General features: G+C 41.8%; 15 protein-coding genes. 12 read left to right on the forward strand and 3 right to left on the reverse strand.

Features of this window, described 5'->3' with window-relative positions:
- Positions 1–11 precede the first annotated feature (11 nt).
- From PBF_RS11860 to PBF_RS11885, 6 genes are all read left to right on the forward strand, one after another.
- Complete coding sequence (locus PBF_RS11860; RefSeq protein WP_035330002.1) at positions 12–419, forward strand: Asp23/Gls24 family envelope stress response protein; 408 nt, start codon at positions 12–14, stop codon at positions 417–419.
- A 267-nt stretch (positions 420–686) separates the two neighbouring features.
- On the forward strand, positions 687–1076 hold the full coding sequence (nusB, locus tag PBF_RS11865) for a transcription antitermination factor NusB (protein WP_035330003.1): 390 nt from the start codon (positions 687–689) through the stop codon (positions 1074–1076).
- Between the two features lie 92 nt (positions 1077–1168).
- Positions 1169–2026, forward strand: coding sequence for a bifunctional methylenetetrahydrofolate dehydrogenase/methenyltetrahydrofolate cyclohydrolase FolD (gene folD, locus PBF_RS11870; RefSeq protein WP_035330004.1), 858 nt, complete (start codon positions 1169–1171; stop codon positions 2024–2026).
- Positions 2027–2333: 307 nt separating this feature from the next.
- Positions 2334–3674, forward strand: a complete 1341-nt coding sequence (xseA, locus tag PBF_RS11875) for an exodeoxyribonuclease VII large subunit (protein ID WP_035330005.1) — start codon at positions 2334–2336, stop codon at positions 3672–3674.
- Positions 3675–3679: 5 nt separating this feature from the next.
- Complete coding sequence (gene xseB / locus PBF_RS11880) at positions 3680–3913, forward strand: exodeoxyribonuclease VII small subunit (protein WP_035330006.1); 234 nt, start codon at positions 3680–3682, stop codon at positions 3911–3913.
- 2 nt (positions 3914–3915) lie between these two features.
- Positions 3916–4809 carry a polyprenyl synthetase family protein gene (locus tag PBF_RS11885; protein WP_035330007.1) on the forward strand — a complete coding sequence of 298 codons (894 nt, stop codon included), beginning with the start codon at positions 3916–3918 and terminating at the stop codon, positions 4807–4809.
- A 24-nt stretch (positions 4810–4833) separates the two neighbouring features.
- Here PBF_RS11885 and PBF_RS11890 read toward each other — a convergent pair whose 3' ends face one another.
- On the reverse strand, positions 4834–5022 hold the full coding sequence (locus PBF_RS11890; RefSeq protein ID WP_035330008.1) for a hypothetical protein: 189 nt from the start codon (positions 5020–5022) through the stop codon (positions 4834–4836).
- A 152-nt stretch (positions 5023–5174) separates the two neighbouring features.
- Between PBF_RS11890 and dxs the strand changes: the two genes are divergently transcribed.
- From dxs to spo0A, 6 genes are all read left to right on the forward strand, one after another.
- Positions 5175–7067 (forward strand): 1-deoxy-D-xylulose-5-phosphate synthase, encoded by a 1893-nt coding sequence (dxs, locus tag PBF_RS11895; RefSeq protein WP_035330009.1) that lies wholly within the window; start codon positions 5175–5177, stop codon positions 7065–7067.
- Between the two features lie 3 nt (positions 7068–7070).
- Positions 7071–7916 carry a TlyA family RNA methyltransferase gene (locus tag PBF_RS11900; protein ID WP_035330010.1) on the forward strand — a complete coding sequence of 282 codons (846 nt, stop codon included), beginning with the start codon at positions 7071–7073 and terminating at the stop codon, positions 7914–7916.
- Positions 7917–8087: 171 nt separating this feature from the next.
- Positions 8088–8537, forward strand: coding sequence for a transcriptional regulator AhrC/ArgR (gene ahrC / locus PBF_RS11905; protein WP_009332889.1), 450 nt, complete (start codon positions 8088–8090; stop codon positions 8535–8537).
- 89 nt (positions 8538–8626) lie between these two features.
- Positions 8627–10309 (forward strand): DNA repair protein RecN, encoded by a 1683-nt coding sequence (gene recN, locus PBF_RS11910; protein WP_035330011.1) that lies wholly within the window; start codon positions 8627–8629, stop codon positions 10307–10309.
- Positions 10310–10492: 183 nt separating this feature from the next.
- Positions 10493–11782 carry a SpoIVB peptidase gene (gene spoIVB, locus PBF_RS11915; protein ID WP_035330012.1) on the forward strand — a complete coding sequence of 430 codons (1290 nt, stop codon included), beginning with the start codon at positions 10493–10495 and terminating at the stop codon, positions 11780–11782.
- Positions 11783–12096: 314 nt separating this feature from the next.
- On the forward strand, positions 12097–12885 hold the full coding sequence (gene spo0A / locus PBF_RS11920; protein WP_035330013.1) for a sporulation transcription factor Spo0A: 789 nt from the start codon (positions 12097–12099) through the stop codon (positions 12883–12885).
- A gap of 202 nt (positions 12886–13087) precedes the next feature.
- On the opposite strand, the gene PBF_RS25175 is transcribed toward spo0A, so the two are convergent.
- A complete protein-coding gene (locus PBF_RS25175; RefSeq protein WP_064503413.1) occupies positions 13088–13228 on the reverse strand; it encodes a YycC family protein in 141 nt (46 codons plus the stop codon).
- Between the two features lie 17 nt (positions 13229–13245).
- Positions 13246–13482 (reverse strand): DUF2627 domain-containing protein, encoded by a 237-nt coding sequence (locus PBF_RS11925; RefSeq protein ID WP_035330014.1) that lies wholly within the window; start codon positions 13480–13482, stop codon positions 13246–13248.
- Positions 13483–13632 lie beyond the last annotated feature (150 nt).

The raw sequence follows: 13632 nt of genomic DNA on the forward strand, positions 1-13632 counted from the left end.
GAGGTGCTAAAATGAACGAAAATAATATTCTCGAAATGAGCCCTGAAAATTCAGGTCTGGGCAAGGTGGAGATTGCACCGGAAGTTATTGAGGTAATAGCCGGCATTGCTGCTTCAGAAGTAGAAGGTGTTGCGCAAATGCGCGGAAACTTCGCTACAGGAGTGGTTGAAAGGCTTGGTAAAAAGAATCATGGCAAAGGTGTTAAAGTTGAATTAACAGAAGAAGGCATCAAAGTCGATGTATATTGTCTGATGAAATTCGGCGTGTCCATTCCAAGCGTTGCTCAAAAAATCCAGGACAACATCCGTCAGGCCCTCCTGAATATGACAGCCCTGGACGCCCAGGAAGTAAACATTCACGTAGTAGGAATCATGTTTGAAAACCAAAAGCATGAAGTTGAATACGAACAGGAAATGTAACATACACATCAAGCCAAAGACATCAGACTCGTCTTTGGCTTTTCTAATGGTTCTCTTCATCATTCACTCCCTAAAACGTTATAAAGGAGTTTGTAAAGGGGAAATTAATGTTATAAGTTATCCTGCATATGCGTCTGACCAAACATAATGCTCTTGTTGTAGTGCGAAGATTCCTTACTTATGCTATTATCTTCTTATGCAATTTTTGGACGTGCAAATGCTCAAAAATGAAAATTACTATGCTAGCCATAAAGGAGTTTTATAAAGATGAAGAGAAGAACAGCCAGAGAAAAAGCATTGCAGGCTTTATTTCAAATTGATGTAAGCGGGACAGAACCAGAGACCGCCATCGAACACGTTTTAGAGGGCGAAAAAAACGATGAATATCTAAGCAAACTTGTATCAGGTGTGCTAGAGCATAAAGAAGCAATTGATAGTGAAATCAAAGGGTTCCTTGAAAAATGGACGCTTGAGAGACTTGCCACTGTAGACCGCAATCTTCTGAGATTATCTGTTTTTGAGCTGCTGTATTTAACTGAGGAAGTGCCAGCCAATGTGGTGCTCGATGAAGCAATTGAAATTGCCAAACTATACGGCGATGATCAGTCAAGCAAGTTTATTAATGGTGTTTTATCAAAGATAAAAGAAAAGATTTAATAAACACACTGGATATGCTGGCGCTTTCTGGATGCAAGAAAGCCGGCAGTCCTTATCAAAGGCGCTTTCGAGTTTCTGATAGGGGGATACAAATGGCTGCAGAATTAATAGATGGAAAAGAAATTGCAAGAGAGAAACAGGAGCGTATCGGTGCTGAAGTTCAAAAGCTGAAAGCAGAAGGAGTCACTCCAGGCTTGGCTGTTATTTTAGCGGGGGATAATCAGGCATCCAGAACGTATGTGAACAACAAGCAGAAAACCTGCAATAAGCTGGGCATAAATTCTATGCTTATTGAACTTCCCGAAAGCGTCAGCGAACAAGAGCTTATCAGAAAAATCAATGAGTTAAACAAAAGTGATGCAATCCACGGCATCCTGGTCCAGCTGCCGCTCCCAAGCCATATTAATGAAAAAGCCATCATCGAGACCATATCTCCTGAGAAAGATGTAGATGGATTTCATCCCATAAATATTGGCAGGATGATGACAGCTCAGGATACCTATATCCCATGTACTCCTGCAGGGATTATTGAAATGTTAGAAAGCATCGGGGCAGACATTTCCGGAAAGCATGTAGTGGTTATTGGCAGAAGCAGCATCGTTGGGAAGCCTGCCGGGCAGCTGTTTCTTAATAAAGACGCAACTGTTACCTGCTGTCACTCGAAAACAGCTAATCTGAAGGAATATACCAAACGGGCAGATATTCTGGTGGCTGCAGCAGGAAAAGCCAATTTAATCACAGAGGACCATGTTAAAAATGGCGCAATCGTAATTGATGTGGGGATGAATCGAAATGCGGAAGGAAAGCTTTGCGGCGATGTTGAATTCGAGACAGTTAAGCACAAAGCAGGGTATATTACTCCTGTTCCGGGCGGAGTGGGACCGATGACCATTACCATGTTAATGCATAACACGTTAAAGGCAGCAAAGTATTCTATAAGCAAAATCTAAAATTTATGGCCGCCATAGATGCAAAATCTGTCCATTCCCATTATCCTTTATTTAGGAAGCCTGTCATATAGGCTGAATGGAGGGGCAGTTTTTTTTGATAGGTAAGAAAGAATAACTTTGAACTTTGATAATTGTCTAGCTTCACAAGGAAAGCTTCGACAGCTATGTCATCGCACGACTAAAAGCGCTAGCTTTTAGGAGGAGCGCCTGCACCCTCGAGGTGTCGGGGGTGGGCAAGGCGCTTGCGCTTTCTTGCGTTATTGCTTTGCAGGAGGCTTAATGCAGCATCTGCATAAAGGAGATTGTTATGAAGGAACAGCAGTATCTGACAGTTCACGCACTGACCAAATACATAAAAAGAAAATTTGACGCCGACCCTCATTTGCAAAATATTTTGGTTAAGGGAGAAATCTCAAACTTTAAACAGCACTCAAGCGGCCATATGTATTTCACTTTGAAGGATGAGAAAGCCAGAATTTTAGCCGTAATGTTTGCAGGAAATGCGAGATCCATGAAATTCAGGCCGGAGAACGGCATGAAAGTATTAGTTCGCGGAGCGATTTCCGTTTATGAATCCAGCGGGCAATATCAAATGTATGTACAGGAAATGCAGCCGGACGGGGTTGGTGAACTTTATCTGGCATACGAGCAGCTTAAAGAAAAACTGGAGAAAGAAGGATACTTTTCGTCTGCCCATAAAAAATATATCCCGCGTTATCCACGTACAGTTGCTGTTATCACATCCCCAACTGGTGCTGCAATCAGAGATATTTTGACAACACTGAAAAGGCGCTATCCAATTGCGAACATACTTATCTACCCTGCGCTTGTCCAGGGGAACCAGGCAGCTCCATCGATTGTGAAAGCGATAAAGGAAGCCAATTCCTCCAGGGAAGCGGATGTCTTAATTATCGGCAGGGGCGGAGGATCCATTGAAGAGCTTTGGGCCTTTAATGAGGAAGTTGTGGCAAGGGCTATATTTAAGTCGGAAATACCTGTAATTTCAGCTGTCGGCCATGAAACAGATTTTACAATAGCGGATTTTGTTGCAGATTTAAGGGCTCCCACCCCAACGGGAGCTGCTGAATTGGCAGTCCCGCATATTGATGATCTGACAGAAAGGCTTTTTAACAAGCAATCAAGGCTGATAAGAGCAATGAAGGAACAAATTGCACTGCAAAATGAAAGGCTTCTAAGGGTACAGAAATCCTATGCTTTCCGGTACCCGCAAAAATTGTATGAACAAAAACTGGAACAGCTCGATAAAGTCACCGAACAGCTGTTGCGGGGATCAAAAAGGCTGCATGATTTAAAGCAGGAACAGGCTGATATCCTTCAAAAAAGGCTGGTTCGGAGTCATCCCGGTCAAGCGAAGGATCAGGCGAAAGAAAGACATGATCGGCTCCATAAGCTTCTAAACAAAACAATGGCAAATACCCTGGCTGCAAAAGAAAAAGATTTTGCGAGGGCCATTTCAACCCTTGAGGCGCTCAGTCCTCTAAAAATTATGGATAGAGGCTATAGCCTTGCTTATACAGAAAAGGAATCTCTAATAAAGACTGTGTCTCAGGTTAAAGTGGATGATATGTTAAAATTGAAGGTATCTGATGGAACTATTGAATGCAGGGTAACGGATATTGAGGAGTGAATAGCATGGCGGATGAAAAGCAACTTTCATTTGAGCAAGCGATGGAAGAACTTGAAATTATTGTGGAAAAACTTGAAGAGGGCGATGTCCCTCTTGAAGAGGCTATTAATATTTACAAAAAGGGCATGGAGCTTTCAAAATTATGTCATGAGAAGCTTAAAAATGTGGAATCACAGCTTACGGAAATACTGACGGAAGATGGCCGAAAAACGAACTTCGCCATTCCGGAGGAGGAATAATCTTGCAGCAGCAATCCTTAAGTTCTTTCTCTGAATTGCATAAGCGAAACCTTGAAATCCATTTAAAGGAATATGTACATAAATTGAAGGCTCCGCCTGAAATCAAGGAATCGATGAATTATTCCCTTGAAGCCGGAGGAAAGCGGATCAGGCCGCTTCTGTTATTTGCCACATTGGCTGCTTTTGGCGAAGATACGGCAAAAGGGCTATGGACTGCGGCGGCTATCGAGATGATCCATACCTATTCGCTCATTCACGATGACTTGCCAAGCATGGATAATGACGATTTAAGAAGAGGTAAACCGACTAATCATAAAGTATATGGGGAAGCATTTGCCATCCTGGCAGGCGATGCCTTGCTCACATACAGCTTCCAGACCATTGCGGAAACCCCGGACGACTTCGCTTCAGCCGAAACCAAGCTCTCCTTAATTAAAGTGCTTTCAAAAGCTGCCGGTGCTGAAGGGATGGTTGGTGGCCAGGCGGCAGACATTAAAGGAGAGGGCAAACAGCTGGACTTAGAGGACCTTGAGTATATCCACGTGCATAAGACCGGAAAATTGCTTGAATGCAGTGTGGTTTCAGGCGCTATTTTGGCTAATGCCAATGAAGAGACGATTCAGGCTCTATCCCATTTTGCCTATCATCTGGGACTGGCTTTTCAAATCAGGGATGATATTCTTGACCTTGAGGGGACAGAAGAGATAATCGGGAAGCCTGTTGGCAGTGATGAATCAAATAATAAAAGTACCTATCCAGCTCTTCTTACAATGAATGGCGCGAAAGAGGCGCTCAAATACCATATCAGATCTGCAAAAGAGAAACTGAAGGAAACAGGCCTTCAAACAGAGCTGCTGGAAGAAATAACAGATCTAATTGCAAACAGGGACCACTAATTTCTATTTTACATACTCATAATCTCAATGATCAGGGTACAAAAATGAATGAGGAAACGATGGTCTTGCCGCTGTACTATTTGTCAGCGGCATTTGCTGTTTAATAAAATGATGGTCTTCAATGTGTATATTTTGATATGATAGGAATTGCTGCCGGGAGTCTTTTCCAAGAAAGACTGGCCGGAGTGAGAGGCTGTTTAAAATGAAAAGCATTTGGAAAATCTCCTGTAATAAGGTAATCTTAAGATATTATCTTTTATGCAGGCTGGACGCCGTAATAAACTGGATTTGATCAGTAATAAACATGATTGCCAAAATATACGTAAAAACGGACGAATAAGAAACGAAAGTGAGTGGTCCGCAGTATGGATCTGTTATCAATCAAAGACCCTTCCTTCTTAAAAGGGCTCTCGTATAAAGAATTAGAAAGTCTCAGTCAGGATATCCGCACTTTCCTGATTGAAAAGCTATCAGGCACAGGGGGGCATATTGGCCCTAATCTTGGAGTTGTTGAGCTGACTGTTGCATTGCATAAATGTTTTGACAGTCCGAAGGATAAAATTATCTGGGATGTGGGTCATCAGTCATACGTCCATAAGATCCTTACAGGCCGAGCGTGCCAATTTGACACTCTTAGGCAATATAAAGGTCTTTGCGGCTTTCCAAAGATGATTGAAAGCGAGCATGATGTATGGGAAACGGGTCATAGCTCTACTTCTTTATCTGCCGCGATGGGAATGGCCATTGCAAGAGACTTGAAAAAAGAAAGCAATTATGTCATTCCCGTTATTGGGGATGGTGCCTTAACAGGCGGAATGGCTCTAGAAGCCTTAAATCATATCGGCCATGAAAAAAAAGATATGATCGTCATATTGAATGATAATGAAATGTCGATTGCTCCTAATGTAGGTGCCCTGCACAATGTACTCGGAAGGTTAAGGACCGCAGGCAAATATAATTGGGTAAAAGATGAACTTGAATATTTATTAAAAAAGGTTCCGGCAGTCGGCGGCAAGTTGGCCTCAACTGCTGAAAGACTGAAAGACAGCCTAAAGTATCTGTTTGTGTCAGGCATGTTTTTCGAGGAATTAGGCTTTACCTATTTGGGGCCTGTCGATGGGCATAACTATGAAGCCTTATTCGAGAACCTTGCTTATGCAAAGAAAACTGAAGGGCCTGTGCTTCTCCATGTTATAACGAAAAAAGGAAAAGGCTATCACCCTGCCGAAAGCGACCGGATTGGCACATGGCATGGTACAGGCCCATATAAAATGGAGACAGGAGACTTTGTGAAACCTGCAAGTACGCCGCCTGCATGGAGCAAGCTCGTCTCAGAAACCGTCAGGAAGCTTGCAAGAGAAGATGAAAGAATCGTTGCAATCACTCCTGCAATGCCTGTCGGCTCGAAGCTTGAAGGCTTTGCAAGTGAATTTCCGGATCGGATGTATGATGTGGGTATTGCTGAACAGCATGCAGCAACAGTAGCTGCCGGCCTGGCAACGCAAAACATGAAGCCGTTCCTTGCGATTTATTCTACTTTCCTGCAGCGTGCTTATGATCAGGTCGTACACGATATTGCACGCCAGAACTTGAATGTATTTATTGGAATCGATCGGGCAGGACTTGTAGGTGCAGATGGGGAAACGCATCAGGGTGTATTCGATATCGCATTTTTAAGGCATTTGCCGAATATGGTTTTGATGATGCCAAAGGATGAAAATGAAGGCCAGCATATGGTGAAAACAGCCATTGAATATAACGATGGCCCAATCGCTATGCGGTTCCCGCGCGGAAATGGGATCGGGGTGCCTATGGACACAGAACTAAAGGCTATTCCAATTGGAACATGGGAAGTTCTGCGCGATGGCAGCGACGGAGCAATTTTAACCTTTGGGACAACCATTCCAATGGCATTGTTGGCAGCGCAGCTCCTGGAAAAACAGGGACACTCCATTAAAGTCATTAATGCAAGGTTTATTAAGCCATTTGATGAAAAGATGCTGCATGAATTGTTCACAGCAAATATGCCTATTCTCACAATAGAAGAAGCTGTGCTGCAGGGGGGCTTTGGAAGTGCAATACTTGAATATGCACACGAGCATGGCTTCCATCATTCCGAAATAGACCGTATGGGCATACCTGATACATTTATTGAACATGGAAGTGTAAATGAATTATTGGAAGAAATTGGGATGACCGTGGAGAATGCTGTGGAGAGAATGGGAAAACTGGCAAGAAAAAAACAAAAAAGGGCTTAAAAAATGAAAACAAAGAAAGAACGATTAGACGTTTTATTAGTTGAAAGAGGTCTTGCTGAGACAAGAGAAAAAGCGAAAAGAGCAGTTATGGCTGGCCTGGTGTTCAGCAATGAAAGCAGGATGGATAAGCCGGGCGAGAAGGTCAGTGCAGACATTCCGCTGACTTTAAAGGGGAAAGTTATGCCTTATGTCAGCCGCGGAGGCTTGAAGCTTGAGAAAGCTCTAAAAGTTTTTGATTTAGAAATCGAAGGCAGGATCCTCCTTGATATTGGCTCCTCAACCGGCGGCTTCACTGATTGTGCTCTGCAGAATGGAGCCAAAATGTCCTATGCATTGGATGTCGGATATAATCAGCTTGCCTGGAAATTAAGGCAGGATGAACGGGTTGTTGTCATGGAAAGGACCAATTTCCGGTATGTAACTCCAGCAGACCTTTCAGCGGGTATGCCTGATTTTGCTTCCATAGATGTTTCGTTCATCTCTTTAAAGTTAATATTGCCAGTATTGAAAACGCTGCTGGTTCCTGGCAGTGACACAGTTGCCTTAGTGAAACCGCAATTTGAAGCCGGACGGGAGCAGGTTGGAAAAAAAGGGATTGTCAGAGATCCTAAAATACATGAAGCTGTCCTTGATAAAATTATTGGATTTGCTTTGGGTCTTGGCTATGATGTCAAAGACGTTTCCTATTCACCCATTACCGGCGGAGACGGCAACATAGAGTTTCTCCTCCATCTGTATTGGTCAGGCAGCAAAGATGAAGGAGAAAACCTCCTTAAAGCCCAGACTGTTGAGGTAGTAAAAGAAGCTCATGCCGAATTGAAAACGAAGCAGGTTAAAGAAGAGGAATAGGCTGATGCCTGTTCCTTTTTTTAAAGGAATTTGTCGAGTTAGGAAGAATTATAATAATATATACGGGAAAATTGTACTTTATTGAGAAAATCAGCTAACATTATAGTACAAAACAGTATAAATTAATTTTTTTCTGCCTGCTGTCAAGCGGCTGATTATAGAGGTGAAAAAATGAATAAAGGTCAAAGACATATTAAGATACGTGAAATTATTACAAATAACGATATCGAAACACAGGATGACCTGGTGGATGAATTGAAAAACGCGGGGTTTAATGTTACCCAGGCGACAGTGTCAAGAGATATTAAAGAGCTTCACCTGGTAAAAGTTCCTTTAATGGATGGAAGATATAAATACAGTCTTCCGGCGGATCAGCGTTTCAATCCGCTGCAAAAGCTTAAAAGAAATTTAATGGATGCCTTTGTTAGAGTGGATACTGCAGGACATCTCCTTGTAATGAAGACTCTTCCAGGCAATGCCATGGCTATAGGCGCACTTATAGATAACCTTGACTGGGAAGAGATTCTGGGTACAATCTGCGGGGATGACACATGCCTGATCATTTGCAAAACCCCTGAAGACACAGAAGCTATTTCAAACCGTTTTCTTGAAATGCTGTAGATAATTTTTCTAGCTCAAGACGCGCCTGCCGCCCCTCGAAGTGTCGCGGCTGGCAAGGCGCTTCTGCTTTTTCTAATGAGGTGATAAGTTTGTTAAATGAAATAACCATACGAAATTTTGCTATAATCGAAGCCCTTTCTGTTTCATTTGAAAAGGGCTTAACTGTTTTAACTGGTGAAACAGGGGCAGGGAAGTCCATTATTATCGATGCCATTCATTTGCTGGCTGGAGGCAGGGGGTCTGCAGAATTTGTCAGGCATGGTGAAGATAAGGCTGAATTAGAGGGGCTTTTTATCCTGGATGATCCCAAGCACCCTTGCTATAAAAGATCTGCAGAATTTGGGATAGAGATTGAAGATGGAATGATTGTTCTCCGCAGAGATATATCAAAGACAGGAAAAAGCATCTGCAGAGTGAATGGAAAACTGGTTACTATTTCTGTTTTGAGGGAAATCGGAAGTTCACTTATTGATATACACGGTCAGCACGAACATCAGGAATTAATGAATGAAACCTTGCATCTTCCACTCCTCGATCAGTTTGGAGGACAAAAAATTTCTGCTTCCCTTTCTGAATACCAGGATATCTACAGGTTATATGAAAGCACTTTGAAAAAGCTTAAGAATTTAAGTGAGAATGAACAGCAAATGGCTCACCGGCTTGATTTGATCCAATTTCAGCTTGATGAAATCCAGTCGGCGCAGCTGAAATTGAATGAAGATGAGGATCTTATTGAAGAAAAGAGAAAGCTGTCCAATTTTGAACGGATTTTTGATTCTGTTCAGTCTGGCTATAATGCTCTTCAAGGAGAGCAAAAAGGGCTCGATTGGATTGGGATGGTAATGGGGTATATGAATGATGCCGCGGAATTGGACCCATCATATAAAGAAATAGCGGAAAATGTGGCAAACAGCTTCTATTTGCTTGAAGATGCGGCCAGTTCCCTCCGCAATGAAATGGACTTTATGGAATATGATCCCCAGAGGCTTAATGAGATCGAAAACAGACTGAATGAAATAAATGGGCTAAAAAGAAAATATGGAAAAACGGTTGAAGAAGTGTTGGAATACGCAGCAAAAATAGAAGAAGAAATTGAAACCCTGCAAAATAAAGAAACCCATATTGATAAGCTGCAGAAAGAAGTTGCTGCCCTGAAAAAAGACCTTATGGTTGAAGGGGAAGAATTGAGCAAGCTGCGGAGAAAGTCTGCCCTAAAGCTTACGAAGTTAATTCATAAAGAGCTTAAGGAATTATACATGGAAAAAACAGTTTTTGAGGTAAGATTCTTTTCTGATCCCGAAGTCCTGTTGAAAAATGGCATTGACAGAGCGGAATTCTATATTTCCACCAATCCGGGAGAACCGCTCAAGCCTCTGTCTAAGATTGCATCGGGAGGGGAGCTGTCCCGAATCATGCTTGCATTAAAGAGCATTTTTTCAAAACACCAGGGTGTTACAAGTATTATCTTTGATGAAGTGGACACAGGCGTGAGCGGAAGAGTGGCACAAGCCATCGCGGAAAAGATTCATCATGTTTCCGTGGATTCACAGGTTCTGTGCATCTCTCACCTGCCACAGGTTGCAGCTATTGCAGATACTCATTTATTTATTGCTAAAAACACGAATGAAGGGCGGACCAAAACTACAGTAAAGCCGCTGAATGAAGAAGAAAAGATAAAAGAAATCAGCCGTATGATTTCTGGAGTGGAAATTACCGATTTGACAAAAGAGCATGCAAAAGAGCTGCTGCATATGGCTAAACAGCTGAAATAATTATGATCCAATATCAGGTCTGTACCCATCAGCTGCTAAAGCCAGATCTAATACCTTGAAAAGCTATCCAAAGCAGGATAGCTTTTTTTATGTCACTGGCAGTTATAAATGCCATCGATGCAGGCAAAATTAAAGATGTAGCCATTTGACGTGGATGGACTAGAAGCGAGGAGAGTGAAAAATTTGACATATGATGTTTTGCGCAAAATAATTGGTGGAATTCTCCTTGTTTCATTAATTGCTTTAGGTTTATCTAAGCCTGTTCAGGAATATTTGCAAATACCTGCAAATATTACCCTTTTTGAAGGACAGCAGCTGGATATTGCAAAGGCAGAAGCAGTGTCGGCCGGGCTGTCCATAGATAATACAAGTGTTGCACTTAAAGAAGATAACCATTCGATTTCGCTTTCAGCAAAAGAAAATGGGAAAAATGAAATGCTTCTCGAGCTGGCAGGTTTTCCGATAAAAAAGGTTGATGTTAATGTCTTAAAAGATTTTAAAGTAATTCCAGGAGGCCAATCAATCGGGGTTAAACTAAATACAGTAGGCGTGTTAGTAGTGGGGCACCATCAGGTTAATACGGCTGAAGGAAAAGCATCGCCAGGTGAAACGGCCGGGATAAAAATCGGAGATATCATTACTGAAATTAATGGTAAGAAAATTGAAAAGATGTCAGATGTTGCCCCTTTTGTTCAAGAAGCTGGCAAAAGCGGCAACCCGCTCCAAATCATTGTAAGCCGTGAAAGCGGAAAGGTGAAAACGGAGCTCACTCCTCTTAAAGAAAACGGGGAAGAAACATATAAGCTTGGATTATATATACGTGACTCTGCAGCAGGCATTGGGACGATGACTTTCTATCACCCGGAATCGAAAAAGTATGGAGCACTCGGGCATGTTATTTCCGATATGGATACGAAAAAACCCATTGTGGTTGAGGACGGACAGATCGTCAGATCGACGGTTACTTCCATTGAAAAAGGAAGCAATGGCAATCCAGGCGAAAAACTTGCACGATTTTCCTCAGACAAAGAAATAATCGGGAATATTGTCAGGAATAGTCCTTTCGGAATTTTTGGGGAATTAAACCGGGATATGAAAAATGGGATTTTTGACAAACCAATGCCAATAGCACTATCCCATCAGGTAAAAGAGGGCGCTGCTCAAATACTGACTGTAGTCGACAATGATGAAGTACAATTGTTTGATATTGAAATTGTCAGCACGATTCCGCAAAAGTTTCCTGCAACAAAAGGAATGGTCATAAAAGTGACGGATCAGAAGCTCCTCGATAAAACAGGCGGCATTGTCCAGGGGATGAGCGGCAGCCCGATCATTCAGAATGGCAGGATTATTGGAGCGGTAACACATGTATTTGTAAATGATCCAACTTCGGGATATGGAGTTCATATTGAATGGATGCTAAATGAAGCAGGCATCAATATATATGAGAAAGCAGAAGAAAAAGCATCTTAATACGGGGAATGGATCAAATAAAAAGGCGGGGAAATCCCGTCTTTTTCATTTTTTATGTTAAAATGACGATAATTAAAGATTTTTCGACAAATATACACGTATTGTAAAGAGTATGGCGAAACTGGTCGAAAACAGAAGAAAACAAAAGAAAAAATGAGGTTTCGCTGGTTTTTTAAGAAAATTTCAAAAAAGTAGAGGAATTTATGTTGCATTGTCGAATTTCTCATTTAGAATAGAAAATAGATATTAAAAAAAGAGCGTGTTCAAAACGAACATTCATTAAAGAGACCATAATGGGCCGAGGAGGAAAGTAAGTGAAGAAAATAAAAGTTTGTGTTGTGGATGATAATAGGGAACTGGTCGGGCTTTTAGAGGAATATATATCTTCCCAGGAGGATATGGAAGTTGCGGGTGTTGCACATAATGGACAGGATTGCCTCGACATTTTAGAGCAGACACAGCCTGACGTTCTTGTGCTGGATATCATCATGCCTCACTTGGATGGACTTGCTGTACTCGAGAAAATGAGAGAATTAAATCTGAATGCACTCCCTAATGTAATTATGCTTACTGCATTCGGCCAGGAGGATGTCACCAAAAAGGCAGTGGATTTGGGAGCTTCCTACTTTATTCTTAAACCATTTGATATGGACAATTTGGCAAGCCATATTCGCCAGGTCAGCGGAAAATCCAATTCATTTCTCCGCAAACCCGCTCCATCTTACCGTCCTCAGGCAGAGGCAAAGCCCAAGAACCTGGATGCCAGCATCACCAGCATCATCCATGAAATTGGCGTTCCTGCCCATATTAAAGGATACCTATATCTTCGTGAAGCAATTTCAATGGTGTACAATGATATTGAACTTCTCGGTTCCATTACAAAAGTGCTGTACCCTGATATTGCTAAAAAGTTTAATACGACTGCAAGCCGGGTTGAACGTGCGATCCGCCATGCGATTGAAGTTGCTTGGAGCCGTGGTAATATAGATTCGATTTCCTCTCTTTTCGGGTATACAGTCAGCATGACTAAAGCAAAGCCGACTAATTCCGAGTTCATTGCAATGGTGGCTGACAAGCTTCGTCTCGAGCATAAGGCTTCTTGAAAGGGTAAGGACTTATAATAAAATTTTGCTTATTTTGCTGCGCTCCAATAGGGGCGTTTTTTATTTTTCCTCATAAAATAAAGCTGCAGAAATAAAAAGGTTCAGTTTGAATGCATCAAACTGAACCTTTCCTTTACAAAATAAGAAAGTATAAAATTATGAACGCAGATAACTGTCTAGCTCCGGGCGCCCTGCGCTTTTCTTATTTGTTTTCTTCTTTCTCAAGCTCGATCATTTTTTGGATCAGAATATGCTGGGGCATGTGCATGATTTGCTCAAGAGGAAGATTAAGTTTTTCAGCGAGCTTTAATGCTGTTTCCGGTGATATCTGCAGCGGCTTCACTTTTTTCCCCCACTAACTTATTTAGTTTTAAAACGATCCTGAACTTTGTTTCTTTTTCGATCACGATAAAGAATAAAACCTGCGATAAAGCCAAGCCCTATGATCAAGAAAAGGAAACCTGATACAAATTGAATCCATAAATATGGAAATGGGCTTTGCAGGATGCCAAAGACCATATCTCTCATTAATTTTATCCCATACACAGCCAATATGCCCGGCAGGAGTAAAATTAATAAAGCAATTAGTCTAATCATAAGAAAATTCCCTTCAAATCAAGTTGCCTACCGAAATCATAAATCATTAAAGAAATTTGTCAAGTGCCTCTGCTGTGCTAAAATAAAACATGAAGGATATTGCAGAAATTTCTATCGAATGTGCAAGAATTTTCAATGAAAGCAGGAAAA

The organism is Cytobacillus firmus DS1 (genome assembly GCF_000565285.1).
In the GTDB taxonomy this organism is placed as follows: domain Bacteria; phylum Bacillota; class Bacilli; order Bacillales; family Cytobacillaceae; genus Cytobacillus; species Cytobacillus firmus_A.

What these genes read in the sequence shown, in the direction of transcription:
- PBF_RS11860 (WP_035330002.1), top strand. Translation starts at nt 12, where the DNA reads ATGAACGAAAATAATATTCTCGAAATGAGCCCTGAAAATTCAGGTCTG.
- nusB (WP_035330003.1), top strand. Translation starts at nt 687, where the DNA reads ATGAAGAGAAGAACAGCCAGAGAAAAAGCATTGCAGGCTTTATTTCAA.
- folD (WP_035330004.1), top strand. Translation starts at nt 1,169, where the DNA reads ATGGCTGCAGAATTAATAGATGGAAAAGAAATTGCAAGAGAGAAACAG.
- xseA (WP_035330005.1), top strand. Translation starts at nt 2,334, where the DNA reads ATGAAGGAACAGCAGTATCTGACAGTTCACGCACTGACCAAATACATA.
- xseB (WP_035330006.1), top strand. Translation starts at nt 3,680, where the DNA reads ATGGCGGATGAAAAGCAACTTTCATTTGAGCAAGCGATGGAAGAACTT.
- PBF_RS11890 (WP_035330008.1), bottom strand. Translation starts at nt 5,022, where the DNA reads ATGCTTTTCATTTTAAACAGCCTCTCACTCCGGCCAGTCTTTCTTGGA.
- dxs (WP_035330009.1), top strand. Translation starts at nt 5,175, where the DNA reads ATGGATCTGTTATCAATCAAAGACCCTTCCTTCTTAAAAGGGCTCTCG.
- PBF_RS11900 (WP_035330010.1), top strand. Translation starts at nt 7,071, where the DNA reads ATGAAAACAAAGAAAGAACGATTAGACGTTTTATTAGTTGAAAGAGGT.
- ahrC (WP_009332889.1), top strand. Translation starts at nt 8,088, where the DNA reads ATGAATAAAGGTCAAAGACATATTAAGATACGTGAAATTATTACAAAT.
- PBF_RS11925 (WP_035330014.1), bottom strand. Translation starts at nt 13,482, where the DNA reads ATGATTAGACTAATTGCTTTATTAATTTTACTCCTGCCGGGCATATTG.